At 59.7% G+C, this 24,681-nt stretch carries 20 protein-coding genes; 12 read left to right on the forward strand and 8 right to left on the reverse strand.

Going from position 1 to position 24,681, the window contains the following annotated elements; all coding sequences use genetic code 11:
• The first annotated feature begins 490 nt into the window (after window positions 1–490).
• From RBB49_RS19095 to RBB49_RS19110, 4 genes are all read left to right on the forward strand, one after another.
• Window positions 491–2,101, forward strand: coding sequence for an ABC transporter substrate-binding protein (locus RBB49_RS19095; RefSeq protein WP_306144471.1), 1,611 nt, complete (start codon window positions 491–493; stop codon window positions 2,099–2,101).
• Window positions 2,102–2,282: 181 nt separating this feature from the next.
• Window positions 2,283–3,239 (forward strand): ABC transporter permease, encoded by a 957-nt coding sequence (locus tag RBB49_RS19100; RefSeq protein ID WP_306144472.1) that lies wholly within the window; start codon window positions 2,283–2,285, stop codon window positions 3,237–3,239.
• 10 nt (window positions 3,240–3,249) lie between these two features.
• Window positions 3,250–4,314, forward strand: coding sequence for an ABC transporter permease (locus RBB49_RS19105; RefSeq protein WP_336623432.1), 1,065 nt, complete (start codon window positions 3,250–3,252; stop codon window positions 4,312–4,314).
• A gap of 2 nt (window positions 4,315–4,316) precedes the next feature.
• Entirely contained in the window at window positions 4,317–5,969 is a 1,653-nt protein-coding gene (locus RBB49_RS19110) for an ABC transporter ATP-binding protein (protein WP_306144473.1), read from the forward strand.
• 69 nt (window positions 5,970–6,038) lie between these two features.
• On the opposite strand, the gene RBB49_RS19115 is transcribed toward RBB49_RS19110, so the two are convergent.
• Complete coding sequence (locus RBB49_RS19115) at window positions 6,039–6,161, reverse strand: hypothetical protein (protein ID WP_306144474.1); 123 nt, start codon at window positions 6,159–6,161, stop codon at window positions 6,039–6,041.
• Between the two features lie 452 nt (window positions 6,162–6,613).
• Between RBB49_RS19115 and RBB49_RS19120 the strand changes: the two genes are divergently transcribed.
• Window positions 6,614–7,813, forward strand: coding sequence for a DegT/DnrJ/EryC1/StrS aminotransferase family protein (locus RBB49_RS19120; RefSeq protein ID WP_306144475.1), 1,200 nt, complete (start codon window positions 6,614–6,616; stop codon window positions 7,811–7,813).
• Between the two features lie 506 nt (window positions 7,814–8,319).
• Here the strand turns inward: RBB49_RS19120 and RBB49_RS19125 are convergent.
• The 3 genes from RBB49_RS19125 to panC form a co-directional block, all read right to left on the reverse strand.
• On the reverse strand, window positions 8,320–9,417 hold the full coding sequence (locus RBB49_RS19125) for a bifunctional transcriptional activator/DNA repair enzyme AdaA (protein WP_306144476.1): 1,098 nt from the start codon (window positions 9,415–9,417) through the stop codon (window positions 8,320–8,322).
• A 70-nt stretch (window positions 9,418–9,487) separates the two neighbouring features.
• The gene (panB, locus tag RBB49_RS19130; RefSeq protein WP_306144477.1) at window positions 9,488–10,297 is read right to left on the reverse strand and encodes a 3-methyl-2-oxobutanoate hydroxymethyltransferase; all 810 of its coding nucleotides are present in this window, start codon (window positions 10,295–10,297) and stop codon (window positions 9,488–9,490) included.
• Between the two features lie 16 nt (window positions 10,298–10,313).
• Window positions 10,314–11,165 carry a pantoate--beta-alanine ligase gene (panC, locus tag RBB49_RS19135; RefSeq protein WP_306144478.1) on the reverse strand — a complete coding sequence of 284 codons (852 nt, stop codon included), beginning with the start codon at window positions 11,163–11,165 and terminating at the stop codon, window positions 10,314–10,316.
• 499 nt (window positions 11,166–11,664) lie between these two features.
• Here panC and RBB49_RS19140 point away from each other — a divergent pair, with 499 nt between their 5' ends.
• The 3 genes from RBB49_RS19140 to RBB49_RS19150 all read left to right on the forward strand — a co-directional run bounded on the left by RBB49_RS19140 (window position 11,665) and on the right by RBB49_RS19150 (window position 16,358).
• The gene (locus tag RBB49_RS19140) at window positions 11,665–12,615 is read left to right on the forward strand and encodes a TAXI family TRAP transporter solute-binding subunit (protein ID WP_306144479.1); all 951 of its coding nucleotides are present in this window, start codon (window positions 11,665–11,667) and stop codon (window positions 12,613–12,615) included.
• A gap of 87 nt (window positions 12,616–12,702) precedes the next feature.
• A complete protein-coding gene (locus RBB49_RS19145) occupies window positions 12,703–14,826 on the forward strand; it encodes a TRAP transporter permease (protein WP_306144480.1) in 2,124 nt (707 codons plus the stop codon).
• 551 nt (window positions 14,827–15,377) lie between these two features.
• The gene (locus RBB49_RS19150) at window positions 15,378–16,358 is read left to right on the forward strand and encodes an Ig-like domain-containing protein (RefSeq protein ID WP_306144481.1); all 981 of its coding nucleotides are present in this window, start codon (window positions 15,378–15,380) and stop codon (window positions 16,356–16,358) included.
• Window positions 16,359–16,558: 200 nt separating this feature from the next.
• Here the strand turns inward: RBB49_RS19150 and RBB49_RS19155 are convergent, their stop codons facing one another.
• Window positions 16,559–17,293 (reverse strand): helix-turn-helix domain-containing protein, encoded by a 735-nt coding sequence (locus tag RBB49_RS19155; protein ID WP_306144482.1) that lies wholly within the window; start codon window positions 17,291–17,293, stop codon window positions 16,559–16,561.
• Between the two features lie 168 nt (window positions 17,294–17,461).
• On the opposite strand from RBB49_RS19155, the gene RBB49_RS19160 reads away from it, so the two are divergent.
• From RBB49_RS19160 to RBB49_RS19175, 4 genes are all read left to right on the forward strand, one after another.
• Window positions 17,462–18,871, forward strand: a complete 1,410-nt coding sequence (locus RBB49_RS19160) for an FAD-binding oxidoreductase (RefSeq protein WP_306144483.1) — start codon at window positions 17,462–17,464, stop codon at window positions 18,869–18,871.
• A gap of 26 nt (window positions 18,872–18,897) precedes the next feature.
• Window positions 18,898–19,563 carry a hypothetical protein gene (locus tag RBB49_RS19165; RefSeq protein WP_306144484.1) on the forward strand — a complete coding sequence of 222 codons (666 nt, stop codon included), beginning with the start codon at window positions 18,898–18,900 and terminating at the stop codon, window positions 19,561–19,563.
• Between the two features lie 32 nt (window positions 19,564–19,595).
• Window positions 19,596–20,198 carry a hypothetical protein gene (locus RBB49_RS19170; protein ID WP_306144485.1) on the forward strand — a complete coding sequence of 201 codons (603 nt, stop codon included), beginning with the start codon at window positions 19,596–19,598 and terminating at the stop codon, window positions 20,196–20,198.
• A 137-nt stretch (window positions 20,199–20,335) separates the two neighbouring features.
• On the forward strand, window positions 20,336–20,737 hold the full coding sequence (locus tag RBB49_RS19175; protein WP_306144486.1) for a RidA family protein: 402 nt from the start codon (window positions 20,336–20,338) through the stop codon (window positions 20,735–20,737).
• Between the two features lie 72 nt (window positions 20,738–20,809).
• On the opposite strand, the gene RBB49_RS19180 is transcribed toward RBB49_RS19175, so the two are convergent.
• The 3 genes from RBB49_RS19180 to RBB49_RS19190 all read right to left on the reverse strand — a co-directional run bounded on the left by RBB49_RS19180 (window position 20,810) and on the right by RBB49_RS19190 (window position 24,675).
• Window positions 20,810–22,426 (reverse strand): thiamine pyrophosphate-binding protein, encoded by a 1,617-nt coding sequence (locus tag RBB49_RS19180; RefSeq protein ID WP_306144487.1) that lies wholly within the window; start codon window positions 22,424–22,426, stop codon window positions 20,810–20,812.
• Window positions 22,423–23,703, reverse strand: a complete 1,281-nt coding sequence (locus tag RBB49_RS19185) for a CaiB/BaiF CoA-transferase family protein (protein ID WP_306144488.1) — start codon at window positions 23,701–23,703, stop codon at window positions 22,423–22,425. The genes RBB49_RS19180 and RBB49_RS19185 overlap by 4 nt, the downstream gene beginning before the upstream one ends.
• A 120-nt stretch (window positions 23,704–23,823) precedes the next feature.
• Complete coding sequence (locus RBB49_RS19190; protein ID WP_306144489.1) at window positions 23,824–24,675, reverse strand: PHB depolymerase family esterase; 852 nt, start codon at window positions 24,673–24,675, stop codon at window positions 23,824–23,826.
• Window positions 24,676–24,681: the final 6 nt, after the last annotated feature.

Consider the following 24,681-nt stretch of genomic DNA (forward strand, 5'->3'; position numbering starts at 1 on the left):
GAATGACCGATCAACAGCCACCTCACGACAACTTTACGAAAGAGATCCATCCGACCAAATCACAAGCATTGGCGAGAGATGCTCGAGTGGCGAGAACCTTGTAAATCCAACGGTTTTATTTGACCCCAACCCCGTAAACTTGGGCGGTTCACGACTCGAATGTTAAAAAAAGGTAATATCTATCGTGTTGCCAGATGTTCGCCAAGTATTCAATAATATATCTGGCGAAAGACCCGATCGCCCGTCGTTTCTCCGCCTGAAAATGAAGCAACTGGTCAAATTCTGTGCGCTCATGCGAAAAATTGGCGTTCAACAAATTCCAAAATGAGGAACGAAGAATTTTATCAAAAGGGTAGCGGAATCGGCGGTGTTCGTGTTTTGCTGATTAAATGTCGCATATGAGCTTTGCAAATACCGGAAAAATGAAGAAGCTGTATGTGGGAATTTCGCCGGACCTCAGGTCCGGCACCGGTCCTGAAGGGGAGTAAGTATGACAAAATCAAAAAATCCAGAGCTGATGAACAATCTTGAGAAGGCGGCCCGCTCGGGCGGCATCTCAAAACGTGAATTTCTGCAATATTCGATGCTGGCCGGTGTAACGGCCTCAACCGCCACCGGCCTTTGGACGTCCCAGGCGAAAGCGCAACCCAAGCGCGGTGGAACGTTCCGCTACGGCGTACATGACGGCAACACCAGCGACAACCACGATCCCGGCACATATCAGAGTGTCTATTCCATTCAGCTGGCGCATACACACCGCAGTTACCTGACTGAAATCACGGAAGAAAACGGTCTTGGACCGGACATGGCCGTCGGTTGGGAAGCAAGCCCGGACGCCAAGACCTGGACGTTCGAGCTGAACACGGATGCCACGTTCCACGACGGACGCAAGTTCACGGCCAACGATGCCGTTGCATCGCTCAACCATCACCGCGGCGAGAAGTCGACTTCGGCGGCGAAGGCCCTGCTCGACAGTGTCGTCGACATCAAGACCGATGGCGACAAGCACATCGTCATCGAACTGAGCCAGGGTTTCGCGGACCTGCCGTGGATCATGACCGACTATCACCTGGTCATGCTGCCGGCCAATGACGACGGCTCGGTCGATTGGGAAAGCGGCGTCGGCGCAGGTCCCTACAAGATCGAGAAGAACGAATTCGGCATCGGCACGTCGCTTGTCCGCCATGACGGCTGGCACCGCGAAGGCGCCTGGTTCGACCGCATCGACATGACCGTTCTGAACGACCCGAATGCCCGTCAGACCGCACTTGTCACCGGCGACGTCGACGCGATTTCGTCCGTCGACCTGAAAACCATGGCCCTCCTGCAGCGTCATCCGGATGTTGAGGTCGACAACATTCCTTCCGGTTCGGCGATCACCCTGCCGATGTTCTGCGACGTTGCCCCCTTCGACAATGTCGATGTCCGCATGGCCCTGAAGCTTGCGATCGACCGCGAAGAGATCGTCGAGAAGATCGTGTTTGGTACCGGCATTCCGGGCAACGACTTCCACGTGTCGCCCAACATGCCGTATTTCCCGGCTGACATTCCTCAGCGGACATACGATCCGGAAAAGGCGAAATGGCACCTGAAACAGGCCGGCATGGAAAACCTTTCGGTGAGCCTGTCCGCCGCGGACAGCGTGCTGCCGGGTGCGGTCGACATGATCGTGCTTTATTCCGAGCAGGCCAAGAAGGCCGGGATCGACATCAAGCCGGTACGTGAAGCCAATGACGGCTACTGGTCGGATGTCTGGTTGAAAAAGCCGTGGGTGTTCGTGAAGTGGGGCGCACGCCCGACCCCGGACAACATGTTCACGCTCGCCTACAAGGACGATGCAGCCTGGAACGAAGCGCACTGGAAAAACCCGCGTTTCAACGAGTTGCTGCTCCAGGCGAAAGCGGAGTTGGACGAAACCAGGCGTGCCGAAATGTACCACGAGATGTGCATGCTGGCCCGCGACGACGGCGGCACGGTCATTCCGATGTTCGTCAACTTCGTCTACGCGCGTCGCAAGAACGTCAAGCACGGCCCAAGTGTTTCCGCTTCCTGGGAGACCGATGGCGGAAGAGGAACGCACCGCTGGTGGTTCGAGGGCTGATTTCAGACGTTGCGGCGGACACTGTGTCCGCCGCAATTCGCTTGGATCCGTCTTTCACAGGGCGGCTCCGTCCTAGACTGTCGGGCATCTCACAAAGACAAATTGAGGACCCAACCGGGATCCGCGCCTGACACAAATCCGGTCACCAATGGTACCGGGCGTCTTTATTCTGGAGGGTTAAATGGGGGACATCCTACAGCTGGTCCTTAAGAGACTTGGCTTAGGTGTGGTCACGCTTTTCGTGATCTCAATCCTGATTTTCTTCGCGGTCGAGCTGCTGCCGGGCGACATTGCCCAGGCCGTACTAGGGCAGGCCGCCACACCTGAAACCGTCGCTGCCTTGCGCGAAAAGATGGGCCTCGATCAGCCCGCGATCCTTCGCTATTTCCAATGGCTTGGCGGCGCCGTAACCGGCGACTTCGGCGTTTCGCTCATTTCGGGCGAGCGCGTGAGTACGGCGATCAGCGACCGCTTCGTCAACACGCTGTTCCTGGCGTGCTACGCGGCCGTCATCGCGGTTCCGATCTCGATCATTCTCGGTGTGATCGTCGCGCTTTTGCGCAACACGCTGTTTGACCGGGTCGCCAACGTCGTCACCCTGACCTCGATCAGTTCTCCGGAATTCTTTCTCGGCTACATCCTGATCCTGTACCTGGCCGTGAAAACCAACTACTTCCCGGCAATCGCCAGTCTGAGCTCCGACATGAGCTTCGGCGAACTGCTGCACAGGACCTTCCTGCCGGCGCTGACGCTGGTTCTGGTCGTGACCGCACACATGATGCGCATGACCCGGGCCGCCATCATCAACCTGCTGGCGTCGCCTTACATTGAAATGGCCCGCCTGAAAGGTGTGCCAGCGTGGAAAGTCATCGTCAAACACGCCCTGCCGAACGCATGGGCGCCGATCATCAACGTTGTCGCCCTGAACCTGGCGTACCTGATCACCGGCGTTGTCCTTGTCGAGGTGGTGTTCGTCTACCCGGGCATCGGCCAGTTGCTGGTGGATGCGGTGTCGAAACGCGACTTCCCGATCGTTCAGGCGTGCTGTCTCATCTTCGCTGCGACCTTCATTCTGCTCAACCTTGCAGCAGATGTCGGATCGATCTTGACCAACCCGCGTTTGCGGCATCCGAAGTGAGGGCAGCGACATGAATTCATTCGTTATCGGATATTATGCGCTGCTGATCGGGGCCTCGTGCCTGGCAGCGTATTTCAAGCAACGGCAGATCTTCCTGCTGATCTTCTCGCTGACGCTGATCTCCTTCGTCACCGGGATCATCGGCGGGGTGCCTGCGTTGCGCTTCATCACGATCGCGGCAGGTCTGCTCGCGCTCGCCGCTGGTGTCTCCTACGCGTTTCGCGAGTTCCTGATCATCATCGCTCCCGATGGTGTCGCCAAGGAACTCAGGACCGCGCCGCTGACGGCCGCCTTTGGCATGTTCGTGATCTTCACCTACGCAATTGCCGGGATCTTCGCACCCGTGATCGCCCCCTTCGGCGAAGCGGAGGTGATTTCCTCGGCCTTCGCGCCTGCGGACGAGAACATGCTTCTCGGTGCCGACCAGCTTGGACGTGACATGTTCAGCCGCATCATCTACGGCGCGCGCAACACTGTCGGCCTTGCCCTGCTGGCCACAGCACTCGCGTTCATCGCCGGTGCGCTGGCCGGGTTGCTCGCCGCCACGAAAGGCGGCTGGTTCGACCAGTTCATGGGCCGCGCCGCCGACGTGATCATGTCGATCCCGTCGCTGATCTTCGCGCTGCTGATGCTGAGTATCTTCGGAACCAGCCTCGTTGTGATTGTCGTGGTGATCGCGCTGATCTATTCGCCTCGGGTCTTCCGCCTGACACGTGCCGTTGCCGGCAACGTCGTGGTGATGGACTATATCGAGGCAGCCAAGCTTCGCGGGGAAGGAACCTGGTATCTGATCCGCAAGGAAATCCTGCCGAATTCGACCGCACCGCTGATCGCGGAATTCGGCCTCGAGTTCTGCTTCGTGTTCCTGCTCATCGCCGGTCTTTCGTTCCTGGGTCTCGGCATTCAGCCGCCGACCGCGGACTGGGGATCGATGGTACGCGAGAACGCAACGCTGATTTCGTTTGGTGAACTCACACCGCTGATCCCGGCTGCAGCCATCGCGCTGCTGACGGTGGCGGTCAACTTCGTCGTCGACTGGATGCTGTTCCGGTCCTCCGGCCTGAAGGAGGTTTGATCATGGTCCCAAGGAAAGAAGTTCTTCTTGAAGTCAAGGACCTTCGGATCGAGGGGTATTCCGACGAGCAATGGGTCGAAATCGTTCATGGTGTCGACCTGACCCTCCACAAGGGGGAAGTCCTCGGCCTGATCGGAGAGTCGGGTGCCGGCAAGTCCACCATCGGGCTTGCGTCCATGGGGTTTGCGCGGGACGGCTGCCGGATTTCCGGCGGCTCGATCGAGTTCGACGGCATGGAGCTGACCACGACACCGGAAAGCGACCTCAGGGCTCTGCGCGGATCGCGCATCGCCTATGTCGCGCAATCGGCGGCGGCCTCGTTCAACCCGGCGCACCGGATCATCGACCAGCACACGGAAGCTCCGATCCAGTACCGCATCCAGAAGCGTGTCGAAGCGCAGGAAGATGCAATGGAGCTTTATCATCGCCTGCGTCTGCCCAATCCGAATGAGATCGGCTTCCGCTACCCCCACCAGGTGTCGGGCGGCCAGCTGCAGCGTGCGATGACCGCCATGGCGATGGCCTGCCGTCCCGACCTCATCATCTTCGATGAGCCGACGACCGCGCTGGACGTGACCACCCAGATCGAGGTTCTGGCCGCGATCCGGGATATTGTCGACCAGTTCAACACGGCCGCGATCTATATCACCCATGACCTTGCCGTGGTTGCGCAGATGGCGGACACGATCAAGGTTCTGCTCAAGGGTGAGGAAGTCGAGGAAGCACCTACCGAGCAGATGCTGGATTCGCCCAGTGAAGACTACACGAAGAGCCTTTGGGCGGTGCGCAGCTTCAAGCGGCCGCAGAAGGACCGCCCGGCGGCCGCCGATGCCGTGCCGATCGTCTCGGTCAAGAACGTGGACGCTGCCTATGGCAAGATCCAGGTTCTCGATGATGTCTCGTTCGACATCTACGCGGGCATGACCGTGGCCGTTGTCGGCGAATCGGGCTCGGGCAAATCCACGACCGCACGCTGCATCACGGGGCTCCTGCCGCCGACCAAGGGCGAAATCCTGTTTAACGGGGAATCGCTGCCGCCGAGGTATCAGGACAGATCCAAGGATCAGCTGCGCCAGGCACAGATGATCTACCAGATGGCGGATACCGCGCTGAACCCCAAGATCAGGATCAGCGAAATCATCGGGCGGCCGGCGCAGTTCTACGGCAACCTTCACGGGGCCGAACTGAAAAACCGCGTCGATGAACTGCTCGACCTGATCGAGCTGGATCCGGCGAAGTTCTACAACCGGTTCCCGCCGGAGCTGTCAGGCGGACAGAAACAGCGCATCGGTATTGCCCGCGCGCTTGCGGCCGAGCCCTCTTTCATTATCTGCGACGAGGTGACGAGTGCGCTCGACCAGCTTGTTGCCGAGGGCATTCTGAAGCTTCTGGACAAGCTGCAGGAAGACCTGAATCTGGCCTACATGTTCATCACCCACGACCTGGCAACCGTGCGCTCGATTGCGGACGAAGTGGTGGTGATGCAGAAGGGCAAGGTTGTCGAACAGGGGCCGAAGGACAAGATGTTCACGCCGCCGCATCACCCCTACACGGACCTCCTGCTGTCGTCGGTTCCGGAGATGGATCCGAACTGGCTGACGACGCTGCTGGAGGAAAGAGGCACGGATTCGATCGGCGAAGCGGCCAAGGTCTGATTGAAACACAAGAGAAAACCCCGGGATTTTCATCCCGGGGTTTTTCTTTGCGCACAAATTCAGGTGCGGTCAGCCGACCATCAAATAGCCGGACAGAGCCATAACGCCAACAATCACGGCGTAAACACCGACGAGACCCTGCCAGGATCCGCTGTGCTCTTTGTACTCGCGAATTAGATCATCACGGGTCATGGCGACCTCCTTCTGCCTGGGCTTCGCCCAAGATGATGGCGTTTCAACTTAATCGGACACTTAATCGACAGAAGTTAAGAATTCAATGCATCAATACTGAGAATCGTACGTCTATTTCTGCATATCTGAGCCGCGACTTATTCATAAAACGCTTAGCTCTTGGAAAGATGGCGTTTTTCCATTCCGTTTGTGAAGATTTACCGACATTCTCCAGGCAGCGTGTGGCAACAGACCGCATCCGCTTCAGAACTCGAGCTTCCAGCGTTTTCGCGTTCATGGCACCCACATTCGGGCGCTGTCCCCGCCCGGTTGTGAAAACGCGGTCAAGGTCCGAAAACCTGGTGACAATCCTTTGCAAGACAATCCCTCAAAAGCCTGCCAAAGTGCATCATCAGACAAGATGTTCGATTGCCGTCCCCACCGGATCGGGGCGTTTGTGGAGACCTGATGCCATGTCCGTATTGGTTTTCAATAAACCGTTCACGCAACAAGAACCGATATCACCCGAGGCGATTGCGGAAGCGGCACGTGTTCTGGAGAGCGGACGGCTGCACCGGTACAACACCGTCGAGGGAGAAGACGGGGACACGGCACTGTGGGAGAGCGAATATGCCGCCTATCAGGGCGCGAAATACTGCCTGGCAACCACATCCGGCGGAACCGCGATGCAGATCGCGCTGCGAGCCGTGGGCGTTCAGTCCGGCGATGCCATTCTGACAAACGCGTTCACACTTGCGCCTGTTCCCGGAGCTGTTGCGGCCGTCGGCGCAATGCCCGTCTTCGTCGAGACGACGGAAAACCTCACCATCGACCTTCAGGACCTCGAGGCAAAGATCAAGTCCAGCACCGCCAGGGTTCTGCTGCTGTCGCATATGCGCGGACACCTTGCAGACATGAACGCGCTGTGCGCGCTCCTGGAAAAACACGGTGTCCTTCTGGTCGAGGACTGCGCACACACGATGGGCGCGGAATGGAACGGCATCAAGAGCGGCAACTACGGCAAGGTGGCCTGTTTCAGCACGCAGACTTACAAACATCTCAACAGCGGTGAAGGCGGTCTGCTGACAACGGGCGATGCCGATATCATGGCGAATGCCGTCATCCTGTCCGGTTCCTACATGCTGTTCGAGAAACATCTCGCGCGTCCAGACAAAGCCGCCTTCGAAGCACCCCGGTTCGAAAACCCGAACTGTTCCTCGCGCATGGACAACCTGCGGGCCGCGATCCTGCGGCCGCAGCTGCCGCACCTTGACCGGAACATCGACCGCTGGAACCGGCGCTACCAGGTCCTTGAGGAGAAACTCAGGTCCGCTGCAAACGCCGTGGTTCCGAACCGGCCCCAGCAGGAGCTTTATGTCGGATCGTCGTTCCAGTTTCTTGTCCCGGACTGGACGGACGAAACCTGCCGGGCCTTCGTGGATGCGTGCAAGAAGCGCGGCGTGGAACTGAAATGGTTCGGCGATGCCAATCCTGTCGGCTTTACCAGCCGGTTCGACAGCTGGAAATACGCGCCCGAACAGTCGCTGCCCGGAACCATCGCGATCCTCAGGCGGATCATGGATCTGCGCGTCCCGCTGAGCTTCACCGAAGAGGATTGCGATACGATCGGAACCATCATCGTGGAGGAACTCGGCCGGATGTCACAGAGCTGAGTTTCGGGAGTTTCTGTTTCTTTTTCAGATCTGTCCTGACCGACGCGCTTCCGCTGCTGTCCGGTTTATCGCTAATTGGGTTCCATAGGGCGCGCCCGCATCTGCAGACTGTCATCCCTGCTGAAGCGCAGCGGAAGGCAGGGAACCAGTGGTCTCTTGCAAGGCCGTCCTTGTTCAAACCCCAGTCTTGCCGCATGCGCGGCAAGACCGGGATACAGATACGTTTCCCCGATTTGTCATCCCGGTTTGACGCAAATGCGGCAAGACCGGGAACCAGTACTCCAAGCGGCTGGAGGTTGTAAAAAGAAAGAGAAACAAGTGTTTACTGGGTTCCGGCCTTCCGCTCCGCTTCAGCCGGAATGACAAGATCATTGACCGGTGTTCGCCTCTCGCGATCAATTCCGAGTTAAACCGGACAACAGCGGGTCAAGCCATGGCATGACCCTTGTGGGTTGGGCTGGACCCCGAACAACATCATCCGCCACCCGTCATTGCAGGGCTCGAACCTAAAAATCCTGACAAATCTGCTGCGCACTCCACGGCGCTGGATTGGCGGCCGCATAGCTCCGTTCCAACTCGATCAGGCGCTGCTTGCGCCAGAGCCCGCCGCCATATCCGGTCAGCGATCCGTCGGCTCCCAGCACACGGTGACAGGGCACCACAATCGCGATCTGGTTCGCCCCGTTGGCACGTGCCACCGCCCGGACCGCCGTCGGCCGACCGAGGTCGCTGGCAAGATCGGAGTAACTTCTGGTGTCACCCGCCGGGATCTTCAGAAGCTCCCGCCAGACATCCCTGGTGAAGGTGGATCCGTGCAACGCGAGACGTGTTTCGAAAACACCTGATTTGCCGGCAAAGAAACGATCCAGCTCCTCCTGGATCTGATCGGTGATGCCGGTTCGACCGAAGCCGATCCTGCCCTTCGCATAGGTCTGCAGTTTCCTGAATTCGGCCGGCAGGGCCCTGCGGTCCAGAAACTCCAGAAGATGCAACTGCGTCTTGTCGGCGACGGCAATCAGCGGACCAAGCGGCGACGACACCCAGTCGGCAACCAGCAGCGGGTCATCGGAAAAGGTTCCGGGCGCCTGCCCGAGGATTTTCGCAAATGCTTCCCGGAACGCACTCGGCGATTCAAAGCCCGCCGTAATCTGGGCGTCGATCACCTTGCCGCCCTCGGCAAGCGTCGAGAACCCTTCCTGCAGGCGGCGCTGGCGTGCCATTTCCAGAAAGGTCATGCCGAAATGCCGCTTGAAAGCGCGGCGCACTGTCGACGGATCGAGCCCCATCCTGACGATGTCCGGTTCGCCCCATCTGTAGCCCGGCCTTTTTTCAAGCGCCCCGATCAGCGATTTGACAACCGGGTCCGCGCTCGCCTCCGGCGTCGTCGGCTTGCAGCGCTTGCAAGGTCGGAAACCGGCATCGATACATTCACCCACGGTTTCATGGAACGTGCAGTTCTCCCGTTTCGGCTTGCGCGCCGGACAGGTCAGCCGGCAGAAGATGCCGGTGGAAGCCACACAGACGAAGACGCGCCCGTCATAGGACGGATCACGATTGAGCAGCGCTTCGTAGAGCGTATCGAAATCAGGTCGGGTCATCAGCATGGCCTGACCATAAGCCGTCCTTCACCCTAATGCAGCCGGAAATCGGGCGTTTATTCTTTCGTGCCGCAAATCAGCGATAGACCTGCTCTTCCGCCGGGAAACTGCGCTCCTTGACCTCGTCCGCGTAAGCCTTGACCGCTGCTTCGATCTGGCCGCCGAGACTGCCATAGACCTTGACGAATTTCGGCGGTGCCGGGTTGAGCCCAAGCATGTCCTCCAGCACCAGAATCTGGCCGTCGCAGTCGGCCGAAGCGCCGATGCCGATCGTCGGTATCGGAATTTCTTTTGTGATCTGCGCGGCGAGCGGTTCCACCATGCCTTCCAGGACAACCGCGAAAGCGCCGGCCTCGGTCACCGCGCGTGCATCCTCGAAATGCTGATCCCAGTCGTCCTGCTGCCGACCCTGCGTCTTGAACCCGCCCATGACATGGACCGACTGCGGCGTCAGGCCGATATGCGCCATCACCGGGACGCCGCGATCGGTCAGGAAGCGGATGGTTTCGGCCATGCGCACGCCGCCCTCCAGCTTGACCGCACCGCACTGGGTCTCCTTCATGACGCGCGCGGCGTTGCGAAAGGCCTCCGACGGGCTTTCCTCATAGCTGCCAAAGGGCATGTCGACGACCACAAGGGCCTTTTTCGTTCCCCTGACGACCGCCTTGCCGTGCATGATCATCAGGTCGAGCGAGACACCCACCGTCGATTCCATGCCATGCATGACCATGCCGAGACTGTCTCCGACCAGGATGAAGTCGGCGTAGGTGTCGACGATGGATGCGGTGTGCGCGTGGTAGGATGTCAGCGACACGATCGGCTCGCCGCCCTTGCGCTTTGCGATCTGGGGGGCCGTCAGCCGGCGGACGGGTTTCTGGGCGCTCATCTGGTATCCTTATGGTTCAAAGTTCCGGCGCAACGACACGCTGATCGATCAGCAGCACGGTGCCATAGCGGACCGCGAGCAGGATGACGACAGGGCGATCAAAGGGACCGGATACCTCTTCAAGCGTGTCGGCATCGCGAATGTCGATGCTTTCAGTCGTGGCCGATCGGGAGTTTTCCAGACGTGACCTGACCGCCATCTCCAGATCTGAAATCGAGGGACGTGTCTTCGCCATCGCCTCGGCCTTGTCGAGCGCTTCGTTCAGCGCAACGGCTTCTTGCCGGTGATCAGGCTTCAGGCGCACGTTTCTGGAGGACATGGCAAGACCGTCGGGCTCGCGAACGGTCGGGTGACCGAGGATTTCAAGCGGCATGTCCAGATCGCGCACCATCTGCCGGATCAGGGTGAGCTGCTGGTAGTCCTTTTCGCCAAACACGGCGAGATCGGGCGTGACGATGTTGAACAGCTTCGTCACGACAGTCGAGACGCCGCGGAAATGCCCCGGACGCAGTGCGCCCTGCAGGATCCCGGACAGTTCCGGAACCTCGACATAGGCGGGTTCGCCGGGCCGGTACATTTCCTCAACACCCGGCAGAAAAACCGCTCCGACGCCTTCTCTTTCCAGAAGCTCCAGGTCTCTCGCCTCATCGCGCGGATACGTGTCGAGGTCTTCGTTGACGCCAAACTGGGTTGGATTGACGAAGATGCTGGCGACGGTGCGATCCACCGTGCCGCGCGCCATCCGAACGAGGCCGAGGTGTCCCTCGTGGAGATAACCCATGGTCGGAACCAGTCCGACCGTCGCCCGCTCCGCCTTCCAGTTCCGGACAGTCTCGCGCATCTCCGCCTTTGTCCGGCAGATTATCATGCTCATCCTCCCACCCCCGGTTCCAGCCGGGATGCATCTTCTTCGCAGGTGCAACATAAGCGCACGAACGACAGAGGTCCAGTAGCCACAGAAGGGAACGCAGACCTCCCGGAGGCAACGTGCAAAAGCGAGCGACGTGCCGACGGTTTGAACCAAGTCTGTTCTTCCCGAAGACTGAAACGGGTGTTTTACTTGAACGCGCAGTTTCAATCGCCTTTTGAATGGCGCTCCCGTAATCCGGGCTCATAGCTGCAGGCGATTGCCTTGACGCATAACAAAAGCATGTCCTGTCAAAAATGTTATCGCGCCGGATATTGATAATTGGAATCTCTGCTCAATCTGATCCTCCAAAGACTGCAAACATCGCTGGACATGCAACTGGGACTCTTTGAACGAACAAGATGTAGGTCGTCTTGATCTGAGGAGGAATTCGATGGTTTCAAATAGCGTGACAGGTTTATTGAGCCTTTTTTCGAAACGAGTGCCAGCGACACTGGCCGTGGTACTTACCGCGAGTTTTCTCGCCCCGGCAGCACTGGCGCAAGACCGCAGTGACTGGCCGACCAGCTTTTCCGTCGGCACTGCAAGCCAGGGCGGAACCTATTTCGTCTATGGGTCAGGCTGGACCAACATGGTTGCCGACGCACTCGGCATTCCAGGCGGCGCTGAAGTAACGGCCGGACCGGTACAGAACGCGGCACTGGTGCAAACCGGCGATCTCGATTTCGGTATGGTCACAATGGGTCCCGCCTTTGATGCGATCAATGGCGAAAGTGCGCTCGCCCCCGGTCTGAAGCACGATAACATCAGGGCGATTTTCCCGATGTACAAGACCGCGTTCCATGTGATGACGCTGAAAAGCTCCGGCATCGACAGTCTTGATGCGATCCCTGACGGCGCGACAGTGGGCTTCGGCCCGGTTGGCGGTACGCCCGGCACTTACTGGCCTCGCTTCTTTGAAACGCTCGGCAAGAATGTCGACGCCCAACATGGTGGTGCAGCCGACCTTGCCGGTCAGCTGCAGGACGGCTTGATCGACGTTTATACCTGGGCAGCAGGCGTTCCCTTCCCGGCTTTCTCGCAAGTGGAAGCCCAGGCGGATGTGAACTTTTTCGGCATGACCGAAGAGCAGGCGAAAAAGATCGCCGCAGACCATCCGGTTTCACTCTTCACCATCCCGGCGGACACCTATCCCTCGCAAGGGGAAGACCATGCAAGCGTTTCCATGTGGAACTTTGCAATTGCCCGCGCCGACCTGCCGGATGATTTCGTTTATGCGGTTGTCGACACCGTGATGAGCAACAATCCGAAGATGCTCGACATTCACAAGGCTGCCATCGAAACGCTTCCTGAAAACTACGACAAGAACGCGTTCATTCCCTGGCATCCAGGTGCTGTACGCTGGTTCAAGGAAAACGGATTCGAGATCGATCCAGCCCTGGGCGGCTGATTTCCGCTCTCCTTTCGCTGATTGGAAAATGCCCGGGCCGCGACCGCGGCTCGGGCTCTGCGCGCGAACCTTTGAGACCCTGCCGCCATGTCAGAACCATCCGAGCCCATCTCCGCCAGCGTCGATCGCGGCGCGCATACCGGCCTTGAAGGCTGGCAAGGAAAAGTGTTCGGCCTTCTGTGTGTGCTCTACGCCGCCTGGCACCTCTACAGCCTGAACATTGCACCGCTTGAAACCTGGCTCTTTCGCATTCTCCACATCTTGGGTGCGCTCGTCCTGGGGTTCGCTCTGCCAGGTGCGATTGCGGGCAACGACAAACGCTGGCGCAACGACAAGCTGGAGTGGATCATTGCGGTTCTCGCGGGATTGCCCGTTCTCTACGCGCTCGCCCTCACCGCCTATGGCGTAAGCCAGTACTGGAGCAGCGGCACGGTTCAAAATCCCGACGCGACTTTCGCGTATTTCGGGATCGCGCTCGGCTCCGGAACTATGCTTGCCATTCTTGCCGGCTGGTTTTTGCGCGGCAGGGATGGATCCGTTTCACCGATCGACTGGGTGCTCATTTTAGCCAGCATTGCGTCGACCGGCTTTATCGCGCTCAGTCTTGATGCGCTTAATCTAAGACTTCGGGCAGGCACTCCCTTCGCCGACCCGCAAAATGCCTGGGCGGCCTTCGTTGCGATGGCACTCATGCTGGAACTTACACGGCGCGTCGCCGGCATGGCGCTCGTCGTCATCGCGACTGTCTTTGTCACCTACTCCTTTCTCGGCCCCTGGCTTCCCGGCTTCCTGGAACATCGTGGCTACGATGCAAAACGTTTCTTCAGCTACGTCTTCACGGACAACGGCATTCTCGGCCCGACGACGGCGGTGTCGTCGACCTACATTATACTCTTCATCATTTTCGCGGCCTTCCTGCAAAGCTCCAAGGTCGGCGACTATTTCGTGAACCTCGCCTTTGCCACGGCAGGCCGTGCGCGCGGGGGGCCCGCCAAGGTCGCGGTGTTTGCGTCAGGTCTGATGGGCATGATCAACGGCACCTCGGCGGGCAACGTCGTGTCGACCGGCTCGCTGACGATCCCGCTGATGAAACGTGTCGGCTACCGGCCGCAATCGGCCGGCGCGATTGAAGCCGCCGCGTCCACCGGCGGCCAGATCATGCCGCCCATCATGGGTGCCGGCGCGTTCATCATGGCCGAGATCACAGGCATTCCCTATACCGAGCTCGTGATCGCCGCGCTCATTCCAGCCGTGCTCTATTTCGTGTCGATTTACTTCATGGTCGATTTCGAGGCGCGCAGGCTTGGCATGCGCGGCATGACAGATGAAGAGGTGCCGAAGTTCCGGAACCTGGCGAAGCAGGCCTTCCTGTTCCTGCCGATCATCATTCTCGTGGGCTCCCTGTTCCTCGGTTATTCGGTGATCCGCGCCGGGACGCTCGCAATTGCTTCCGCCGCCGTCGTGAGCTGGCTGACACCTTTCAAGATGGGGCCCCGTGAAATCATCGAGGCGCTGCGCAATGCCTCGCAAATGTCAATCCAGATCATTTCGGTGTGTGCGACCGCTGGCATTATCGTCGGCGTGATCTCACTGACCGGCGTTGGTGCCCGGTTTTCGTCACTTCTTTTCGAACTCGCCGAAACAAGCAAGCTGCTTGCGCTCATTTTCGCGATGATCATCTCGATCATTCTGGGCATGGGAATGCCAACCACAGCGGCCTATGCGGTCGCCGCTTCGGTCGTGGCTCCCGGCTTGATCGAACTCGGGATCGAACCGTTGATCGCGCACTTCTTCGTCTTCTATTTCGCGGTTGTCTCGGCGATCACACCGCCGGTGGCGCTTGCCGCCTATGCGGGCGCGGCGATTGCCGGGGCCGAACCGATGCGCACTTCCGTGACCGCATTCCGTGTCGGTCTTGCCGCTTTCATCGTACCTTACATGTTCTTCTATAGCCCCGGTCTTCTGATGGAGGCGGGCTGGCTCGAGATCATCCGCAACGCCATAACCGCGATCATTGGTGTCTACTTCCTGTCAGGCGCCGTGCAGGGTTACCTGATGGGTCCGCTTGGCCCTGTCTGGCGCGTTCTGTTGCTTGGAGCGGCATTGTTCATGATTTCGGGGGACTGGCGGACCGATGTGATCGGCGTCCTACTGGGAGCGGGCCTCTGGCTTAAGTCGCGGCGCGAGACGCCGCTTTCGTCCGCAGCCTGACTGAATTGGGGTACGGGCTGGTAAATTAAGCAGGTCTGGTTTGGATCGTTTCGATGCGAGGTTGTCATGACAGACCGCAATGATCCTGGCGTTTTTCAATTTTCCATAAGATTCATGCAAAGATAATCCGCCGCCGTCATGGGCTGGATCATAGAAAAGTGTCAACCCGGCCTCCCTTCCACTCTGCGACCGACCATCTCCATCCACCTCCCCGAACACGACCCTGCGTGGTCTACGGATCCGTGTGACGACGCCTTTTGGCGATGCACGGGGCGTGCATCGGCGTCTGAAACAAGACGGCGATTTGCCGGGACTATCAAAACTCTATCGGTTCCGGTCGAGCGGGTGGATGTGTGCGATCAGGTGACCCGGACTGATTGTTTGACGTGTCCGGGAGAACAAATTTGGGGCAGAAAATGAAGGAAACCGGAAACTCTGTGACAGCAATCACCGCACTTCACGCAATGACCTGTAGCCTCTATTGTTCCCAATCGATCGATTGAGGAAACGAAACAGAAAGTGTGCAACGCAATGATTCCAAGGGGTGATTTATGCCAAAAGGAGAAAAAGAGAAGCGCATCCTGAGGCTTGAAGCCCACAAGGCTGCGATCGAGCTACTGATGGAAAAGAAGCGCGAAGTCGTGATCAGGTCTGCCTTATGGCAACGAACCTATCAGGCGGAGCATGAAACGGCTCGCCTCCGTGCCAGGATCGATGAGCTTGATCAGGCCCGAAGAGACATAATTATCGTGGCGGCTACCGGCATTTTTGCCTGTGTCGCAGCCTACGCGGCAACCACTTACTTCCTCGCAGGGACGGGCGCTTCCTACACGTCCTTTTCAATGGCGACGCCGCAGATCACCACTGCCGCTACCGTGTTCAGTGCCGAGGGAGCGACCTCAATCACTGTCACGCATCCGCTGCGCATTGCTTTTTCGAAACATGTCAAGGCACAGATCGTCAAAACGATTGCCTCTCTTCCTGTTGGTGCTGCCCTAACCTACACGGTTAAAGATTCCGCCTTGTCGCGTGTGTACAAGTTGGCCAACGCGATGATCAGCCACAAGGATTTTTCACCGGAAGAATACGAAAAACTGCGCGCCGAACTCCTGAAAAACTCCACCGGGGCGACCCGTCACCAACTTCTGTCGGCGAATATCGAAGCGCGTGAGGCGCAAATCAAACAGCTCCTCAAGGAGGACGTGGCAACGGCCGTTGCCAATCACTACTCCGAGGAATTCATTGGTCTCAAGCCTTACATCGCCGGTTTGCTGCTGATGACAAAAGACGAGCAGGCTGTCTGGTACAGAAAGTTTCGGCAGGACATCGACAAGTATCTCGGCAAAACCTACCCCGATCTCTCAGGCAATGAAAAATCCATCCTCTACACCAATCTGATGTGGTATTTCTGGCAGGACGTCATCAACGAAATGAGATCGCTTGAGCAACGGTGGCACGGGCACGCAAATTTGCTCAACAACGCGATCATGAGTGAACGTTTCAAAATGTCCGAACTTTTCGGAGGACGTTGAACGCGCTTGCGTGCGGTCAGGTGGTCCGGGTTGGTTGATCGACACCGGCCTTAGCCCTGACCGGAGAAGATAACCACTGGCCACTTCGCCTCTTTTCCGGTCCCGCTCCACGAGCCGCACAAGGCAACCACCCTCTTCTCGCCCGTGTCCACCGGGGGATGCAGAAATTCGCCCAGGATGGTTCCGTCTGTCCGGCCCCGCTAGCCTGCCTGCGCCACCCGTGCCTTCTCGCCAAGATCCGCCTCGGTTCCCGTCTGCCTTGGAAAGCGGGCGAGGGCGCTGAGCATCAGCCAGTCCGGCAGGGCGCGGCGGTACTTTTCCTGCCCGACGACGGTGATATGCCCGTTGGCGATTTCGCTGCGCAAGTCGCGCATCCCGCGCCAGGCTTCGACGAACCGCCTGATATCCGACGAAATCGACAGATCCTCCTCGAAACCCGGATATTTCAGGCACATATCGACCTCACCATCCTGCACCACCAGCCAGAAACGGCTGAAACCCTTGTGGGTGCCGGAAAATGCGAATTCCATCACGATCCGTTTCTCGGGCATGGCATCCACATTCAACCGTGTGTGCATGCTCCAGGCGAGGAAGGCGGGGTCGAGATCTTCCGTTTCCATGTCGCGGGACCACTTCTGGCCCCAGACCGCCAGGCTCATGATGATCGGATCGAGATCCCGCCCGGCATCGGTGAGTTCGTAGGCAAAGCCGCGGCCATTGTCGAGCGCACGGCGCGTGATCAGACCTGCATGTTCCAGGCTCGACAGGCGCTGGCTCAACAGCGTTGCGGAGATCTTGGGCACACCCCGGTGAATTTCGTTGAAACGCGTGCAGCCATCAATGACCCGACTGATGACAAGCAAAGTCCAGCGTTCGCAAAGGACTTCTGCGGCCAAGGCAAGCGGGCAGTACTGTCCATAACCCTTATACGGCATTCGGCACTCCTCCTCACATCCAGCGTCATTTCACGAAAAGACTATGGCGGCGCCAGAGGCCCAGCAACTCCAGAATCTGGAGTTACTGCACATTCGTGAGTTTCTTGCGCTCCCAACTCCCGGCACGCTGCCGCCACGATCAACAGAAAGCGGACATCGGACGACGGTATGGAAGACCTTCTCAATTCCCGGCTGGCGGAACGTCTCGGCCCTGTCGCCGGCTTTCCCGGCGATGCCGGCTACGCCGAGCGAAGACAGGTCTGGAACGCGACCATTGACCGGTTCCCGGCCGCGATCGTTGCCGTCAGGGACCAAGACGATGTCCGCAACGCTATCACGACTGCCGTCGCGTGCGGGCTGAAGGTCTGCGTCAGGGGTGGCGGTCACAACATCGCCGGATCAGCGGTTGCCGACGGTGCGCTGATGATCGACATGTCGTCACTGAGGCAAATCGAGATCGACACGGAGCACTTGATTGGGCGCGTTGGCGGCGGCGCAACCTGGGCCGATTTCGATGCTGCCGCACAGGCCCACGGACTGGCAGCACCAGGCGGTGTCGTCTCCTCGACCGGGGTCGCAGGACTGACCCTTGGAGGTGGTTTCGGATGGCTGGCACGCCTTCACGGACTTGCCGTCGACAATCTGCTTTCGGCAGAAATCGTGCTGGCGGACGGCACGGTCGCGGTCTGCTCGCAAGATGAACACCCGGATCTCTTCTGGGCACTTCGCGGCGGCGGCGGCAATTTCGGTGTCGTGACCGAATTCACATTCAGGCTGCATCCGGTCGGCCCGCAGGTGCTCTTCGGCCCGACCTTCTTTGCGCTGAAAGACGCGCGGCGGGTTCTTGCCGCCTACGCGGAACACGCTCCCCTGCTGCCGCGCAAGGCCTGCGTGTGGGCGAACCTGATGACCGCGCCGCCAGTGCCGGTTCTGCCTGAAAGCGTTCACGGGACCAAGGTCCTGACGCTGATGCAGTTTCACGCAGAGCCAGCGGATGAGGCGCAGGCTGACCTGCAGTCTCTTCATGGCGGTGCCGAACCCCTCGGAAGCGCATTGGCACCCAGACCCTTTACAGAGGCCCAAGGCTTTCTCGATGCGGCCTACGATTTTGGCGCCCGCAATTACTGGCGCGCACATAACCATCACACTCTGACACCCTCATTGATCGATCTGCTTGTGGATCTGGCTTCCGGTCTCCCGACCCCGGAATCGGAACTGCTGATCTGTCTTCTAGGAGGTGCGGTTGCCGACGTCGGTGAGAATGCCACCGCCTTCCCGCATCGCCAGATCCCGTTCATGACAACGCCCGGTGTACGCTGGCGCGATGAGCGTGATGACCCCCGGATGACCGGCTGGCTGAAGGACGTTTCAGAACAGATCGCAGCACACGCGGTGCCCGGGTGCTATGTCAATTTCATTGCCGAGGCCGAAGGCAACGCGCCACGCGCCTATGGTGGCAATCTTGCCCGCCTTGCCGCGATCAAGCGCACGTACGATCCGGCGAACCTCTTCAGATTCAACCAGAATATCGCGCCGGGCACCCATTCCGCCGGCGAATGCCCACCCCATTCCCCCTGAAGACCCACGCTTGAAAGGAGCTAACGATGTTGACTGTTTCCAGATTGATCCGGCAGGCCTTCGTCTCCACAGCCGGCTTTGCCGTCCTCGCAACAGGGGCCCACGCCACCGAAGCGGCAATGATCGCGCGGACGGTGGAACACATGGCGACGTCCGAGCAACCGGCAATACCGATCAGGGGTTCGCAAGCCCGGCTGTCGCGAACGGCCAATGGCGCGACAATGACACTGCACACGTCCGAACTCGTTCCAGGCCATGTCACAACAGCCTGGTGGGTGATCATGACACGGCCGGAAAACTGCTCGGCAAAGCCGTGCACGGCCGAGGACGTCATCGGCAGGGCCGCGGAGGTCGGCACGCAAATCGTTTACGCCGACGGGGTCGTCAATGCCCCGGATGGAAGCGCGGAATTTGCCGCGTATCTGCCCGCAGGCAGCGTTTCCGGTGGTTGGTACGACCAGCGCTTCGACAGGCCCGAGACGAGCGAGATCCATCTTGTGCTCAACGACCATGGCCCGCTGCTGCCGGACATCGCCGCCTCGATGCTCACGAGTTATCGCGGTGGCTGCCGGGACGACAGCCTGCCGCCTCCCTTCCCCGACACGGCGAAGGCCGACGGAACGGCCGGACCCAACACCTGCCGCCTGATCCAGGACGCCATTTTCACAACACCGGCGTCCAAGGAGAACTGAGTGCCAACTATTTCAAACACGGAGTATTTCAGATGTTGAGGAAACTTTTCACGGCCGCGGCTATTTGGGCGTCCCTGTCGAGTGCGGTTTACGCCGTTCCCGTTGGTGCCGGTGACACGATCCGGGGCAGCTACGCGTTCGCTACATTCGGCGCTCAGGAACTTGAACCGAACTCGCTTCTGCTGAGGCTCTCCCCGGCCGATCTGTTCGGAGGCGTTGATGCTGTCGGTGTCCGTATTCTGGATACGAGCCTGACCCCGTTGCTCTTCACCCGGGTTGACGCTCTCACCACTGCGCTGGATGCGACCGTCGGCCTCCCGACAGAGCGGTCGGACTTTCTGCCGGGTGTCCTCGGCCCATCAGATCCGGCCCGGATCCCGCGCACGGGATTTGTCGAGATCACCGGTCTTGCCGGGTCCTTCGATGTGGCATCACTCACGTTCTCCGGGATCGAGGTAACGGGTGCGATCGGCATCACGCGGCAAGCGCAAGTCACCGAGTTCGAACCCGTCACGACCCCGATGACACCGGTTCCCCTGCCCGCCCCCGGCCTGTTGCTTGCTGGGGTACTCGGCGGATTTCTTGGCCTTGGCTTCTGGAAACACGGCCAGAAGGACACGATCAAGACGGCCTGAACAATCGGGCGCGGCCTGGCTCCCTGCCGCCGCGCCCATCAACAGTGCCAGATAACACAAACGTATCGCGCAAGGGGTGGCCAAGAGCGGGCACTCGGCTAAAGTGAAGGCCTACCGTTTATTGTGAAGAGGGTCTCATGTCCGATCGTATCAACCCCGAAACACTCTACAACAGCGTTCAGTGGGGTTTCTCCCACGCAGCCGTTTCAGAGCCGGGCAGGCTCCTGCACCTTGCCGGCCAGGTCGCCTGGGACAAGGATTGCCAGCTTGTCGGCGGAGACGACCTCAACGCACAGGCGCGTCAATGCCTGGCCAACCTGAAGGCTGTGCTCGCAGATCAGGGACTTGGTCCGCAGCATCTCATCCGGCTGAGAACCTATGTCGTGAACCACACGCCGGAAAAGCTCGAGCCCGTCGGCATGGCGCTCGGCGAATTCTGGGGCGATGTGACACCGGCGCCGAACACCTGGCTCGGCGTGCAATCGCTCGCCCTGCCGGAATTCCTGGTCGAGATCGAGGGAACAGCCGTTCTGCCGTGAGGTTTCGGTCCGCTTCAATTCGAACCCTAGGGAACCGTGCCTGACACGGTACCCTGGTGAGCAGAAGCGTTCCTAGAACGCGCCGTCATAGGCACGCCGTTCAATGCGGCAGGCGAGAATGGTAAAGCCGTCGCGCTGAAGTGCGTCCGTTGTTTCCCGTCTCAGGTCGTCGGCGTTGTCGATCCAGACGCCGTGACCGCCATAGGCGCGCGCGACGGCAGGGAAATCCGTCTCGCCGAAATCGACACCGACATTGGGTCTCTGGCTGCCGCGCTGTTTCAGCTCAATGAGTGCAAGGCTGGTGTCGACGAGGACGCAGATGATCACCGGGATCTTCAGATCCCTGAGGGTCGACAGCTCGCCAAGACACATTTCAAGGCCGGCATCGCCGACAAATGCGATCACCGGTGACGATCCCTCGACCAGCCTGTGGCCCATGGCCAGAGGGACGGCGCAGCCCATGGTGCACAGGGCCGAGGACTGAAGCATCTGGCGCGGCATCGGGCAGCGCCAGATCTGGCTGACAAGAATGCGGTGAGCACCGCTGTCTGCGGTGGCAACGGTTTCGGCGGGCATGACATCCCGCAGGGTGTGGAACGCCGTCGCAGGACCCCAACCGTCTGTCTCCGCTGCGAAGCCTGCCGAAAGCTCGGCCCTGACAGCTTCCGGTTCGCCGCCCGGCCACGAAGACCGGTCCGGTTTGCGCGCCGCGCTCAGAAGCTCCAGCGCCGGCACAACCCCGCTGCGCAGGGTTGCGGAAACGCTGTGCATGCCATGGGTCCTGAGCACGGGCGTCACGTCGATGACAGATGCATCCGTGTCCCAGGGATTACGCCAGTTGATGCGCATTTCAATCGGGTCATAGCCGAGCAGGAGAATACAGTCGCTCTGATTGACCAGCGGCAGAAGATGCCCGTCCGCCTTTGGCGACAGTCCTGCACCGCCCAGCGCCAGCGGGTCGTTCTCATCCAGAAGACCCTTGCCCTTGTAGCTGGTGACGAGCGGAATCTTGAACTCCCTGCAGAAATCGCTGATCGCCGACGACGCGCCTTCATTGACTGCATCGACACCGGCAATCGCAACCGGACGCTCCGCCTTTGCAAAAAGCGCCATCGCGGTATCCAGATCCGTGCCTGTTGCCGCCCTCGTTGCGACCGGCGCCGACTGGAAAGACTGCGACCAGGATTCTTCCGTTTCCGCTTCCGCAACCTTGATCGGCACATCGATGTGAACCGGGCCCGGCTGGCCGTCGAGCGCAATCGCCAGCGCTTTTTCCATCATGACGTCCAGTGCGCCAAGACGGGCGGAAAAGCTCGCCTTGACGATGGGGCGCAGCAATTGCTGGTGATCGAAAACCTGGTGCGTATAGCTCTCCGCCTCGCCCTGGTCGACGCAGCCGGTCAGAAAGATCAGCGGCACCCGGTCCTGCCAGGCATTGGCGACCACATTGACGGCGTTGGCAGCACCCGGACCGATGGTTGCCAGAAGCACGCCAGGCGCTCCGTCCGCGTGCCAGCCGCCTTCCGCCATGAAGCCGCCGGCATTCTCGTGCTTGACCAGAACGAAATTCATCCCGGCCTGATCGAGGGACTGCATCAGGGCGAGCACCTCGCCTCCGGGGATGCCGAAGGCATGACGGCAACCGGCAGCATGAAGCTTGCCGGCAATGATATCTGCGCCGGTGGTCATTTGGCGGATTTTTCCTTGTGTTCTGGTGCGTTTGCAAGGCCGACAATGCCCTTGTCGGCAAGGGCATGCAACGTCGCGTCGGTCATGTCGAGGTGGCGCTGCAGGATGTCGGCGGTGTCCGCACCGAGCATCGGCGGCGCCTTGGTGTAGGCAACAGGTGTCTTTTCAAGATTGATCGGAGATCCGATCAGATCCACCGTCCCGCTGACCGGGTGCGGCAGGCTTATACGCATCTGCCGTACCAGGATCTGCGGGTCGGAAAAGACCTGCGCGAGATCGTTCACCGGGCCGCAAGGCACACCGGCATTCTCCAGTTCGGCGATCCACGCAGCAGCAGTCCTGTCAATGGTCAGGCGGCGAAGCAGCGGGATCAGTTGCTTGCGGTTGCGGACACGGTCGGCGTTCCTTGCATAGAGGGGATCAACCGCCAGTTCGGGTGCACCCGCCACATCGCAAAATTTCTGGAACTGTGTGTCGTTGCCAACAGCGATGATGAAGGACTGGTCCGCCGCAGGGAAGGTTTCATAAGGAACGATGGTCGGGTGACCGTTGCCGAGCCGCCCGGGCACGTTTCCGGAGACGAGATAGGCAACACCCTGGTTGATCAGCCAGGACACCTGGGCATCGAGCAGAGAGATATCGACGTGCTGGCCTTCGCCGGTCGTGTGGCGGTGGTTGAGCGCGGCCAGGATCGAGACGGTGGCATACATGCCGCACATCACGTCGGCGATGCCAACACCGCACTTGGTTTCGGTCCCGCCCTCGTCGTCGGGAAAACCGGTAAGCGACATGATCCCGCCCATGCCCTGGATCAGGAAGTCGTACCCCGCCCTGTGCGCATAGGGACCGGTCTGACCGAAACCGGAAATCGAACAGTAGATCAGCCCGGGGTTGAGCGTCTTGAGTGTCTCGTAGTCAAGACCACGCCGCTTGAGATCGCCCACCTTGAAATTCTCGACAAGAATGTCCGCCTTGATCGCGAGATCGGCTATCAGCTTCTGGCCTTCCGGCGTTGCCAGATCAATGGCAACCGAAGCCTTGTTCCGGTTTGACGAGAGATAATAAGCGCTTTCGGCGGTTTCGCTGCCTGCGGAATCTTTCAGGAAAGGCGGTCCCCAGCCGCGCGTGTCGTCGCCACGGCCAGGACGCTCGATCTTGATAACCTCCGCTCCAAGGTCGCCGAGCACCTGGGTACAGGTGGGCCCGGCAAGAATGCGCGAGAGATCGAGAACAACAAGACCGGACAAGGCACCGGGTTTGGAGGCGGACTGGGACACGCAACACCTTTTGACTGACGTTTCAACGGGACATGGACACATAGCCCGTTCCCCGTCAACTCCGGCCGGATTGCGCGTGCAACACCTTGGCTCACATTCCTGTTAATCCTGTGTGAGTGCTCAGCTTTTCCGGTCCCAGCCCCTGATCGCGCCAAGTTCGGTCCAGGCGCGTTCGATCCATTTGGCCTCGACACTGTGGCCGCCGTCGTGCAGGCAGAGTTCAAACAGTCCGCCTTCGGGCGCCCAGCGCTGGCATTCCAGATTGCCGTCGGTCAGTTTTTCGGAACTTGCCTCGGACAGGCCGTTCTGCCGCCGCCAGACGTCGAAGCTTTCGAAAACATCGCCCTGCTTCCATTGTCCGCCACCAAGCCAGCGTCCGGCCAGCGGAACAACGGTGTCACTGGTTCCGTGGACATGAAACAGGTAGGGATTGTCGGTCGGGCAGTTTTCCGGCAGCGGTTCCCAGAACGCCCCCGCAATCGGCGCGTATCCGGAAAAACGGCCGGCATCTTCGCAGGCCAGATACCAGGTCATGAACCCGCCGGAAGAAAACCCTGACAGCATGGTCTTGTCCCGTTCGACACCGAACCGGTCTTCAAGATCGCTCAACACGTTGTCGAAAAACACCGACTCGTCGCGCAGGTTTCTCGGTGCGGTCGGAAACGACCACGTGCCGTTGACGCCCTGCACGGCAACAAAGGCCACACCGAGCTTGTCCGCCATGCGCTGAAAGCCCTGGTTCCGGATGGCGTTGACGGCCTTGCCGCGGTGTCCGTGAAGGTAAAAAATCGCTCCCAGGGGCTCATCCTCACCCCTCTCCTGCGGCAAGTGAATGTAGTATTCGCCGCCATCCAGCATGCACGGGGTCTCGCCGCCGCAACCCGGCGTTTCGTCAGAGAAGGCCGGAACAGCCAGGAAGCTTGATGCCAGCAAGGCGGCACAGGCGGCAGCGGATAACGTTTTTGAAATCAAGATCGG

The sequence above is a fragment of the Roseibium sp. MMSF_3412 genome (assembly GCF_030733265.1).
GTDB lineage: Bacteria > Pseudomonadota > Alphaproteobacteria > Rhizobiales > Stappiaceae > Roseibium.

Coding starts and splice junctions, on each gene's coding strand:
- RBB49_RS19095 (WP_306144471.1), top strand. CDS start 491: ATGACAAAATCAAAAAATCCAGAGCTGATGAACAATCTTGAGAAGGCG.
- RBB49_RS19100 (WP_306144472.1), top strand. CDS start 2,283: ATGGGGGACATCCTACAGCTGGTCCTTAAGAGACTTGGCTTAGGTGTG.
- RBB49_RS19105 (WP_336623432.1), top strand. CDS start 3,250: ATGAATTCATTCGTTATCGGATATTATGCGCTGCTGATCGGGGCCTCG.
- RBB49_RS19110 (WP_306144473.1), top strand. CDS start 4,317: ATGGTCCCAAGGAAAGAAGTTCTTCTTGAAGTCAAGGACCTTCGGATC.
- RBB49_RS19115 (WP_306144474.1), bottom strand. CDS start 6,161: ATGACCCGTGATGATCTAATTCGCGAGTACAAAGAGCACAGCGGATCC.
- RBB49_RS19120 (WP_306144475.1), top strand. CDS start 6,614: ATGTCCGTATTGGTTTTCAATAAACCGTTCACGCAACAAGAACCGATA.
- RBB49_RS19125 (WP_306144476.1), bottom strand. CDS start 9,417: ATGCTGATGACCCGACCTGATTTCGATACGCTCTACGAAGCGCTGCTC.
- panB (WP_306144477.1), bottom strand. CDS start 10,297: ATGAGCGCCCAGAAACCCGTCCGCCGGCTGACGGCCCCCCAGATCGCA.
- panC (WP_306144478.1), bottom strand. CDS start 11,165: ATGATAATCTGCCGGACAAAGGCGGAGATGCGCGAGACTGTCCGGAAC.
- RBB49_RS19145 (WP_306144480.1), top strand. CDS start 12,703: ATGTCAGAACCATCCGAGCCCATCTCCGCCAGCGTCGATCGCGGCGCG.
- RBB49_RS19150 (WP_306144481.1), top strand. CDS start 15,378: ATGCCAAAAGGAGAAAAAGAGAAGCGCATCCTGAGGCTTGAAGCCCAC.
- RBB49_RS19155 (WP_306144482.1), bottom strand. CDS start 17,293: ATGCCGTATAAGGGTTATGGACAGTACTGCCCGCTTGCCTTGGCCGCA.
- RBB49_RS19160 (WP_306144483.1), top strand. CDS start 17,462: ATGGAAGACCTTCTCAATTCCCGGCTGGCGGAACGTCTCGGCCCTGTC.
- RBB49_RS19165 (WP_306144484.1), top strand. CDS start 18,898: ATGTTGACTGTTTCCAGATTGATCCGGCAGGCCTTCGTCTCCACAGCC.
- RBB49_RS19170 (WP_306144485.1), top strand. CDS start 19,596: ATGTTGAGGAAACTTTTCACGGCCGCGGCTATTTGGGCGTCCCTGTCG.
- RBB49_RS19175 (WP_306144486.1), top strand. CDS start 20,336: ATGTCCGATCGTATCAACCCCGAAACACTCTACAACAGCGTTCAGTGG.
- RBB49_RS19180 (WP_306144487.1), bottom strand. CDS start 22,426: ATGACCACCGGCGCAGATATCATTGCCGGCAAGCTTCATGCTGCCGGT.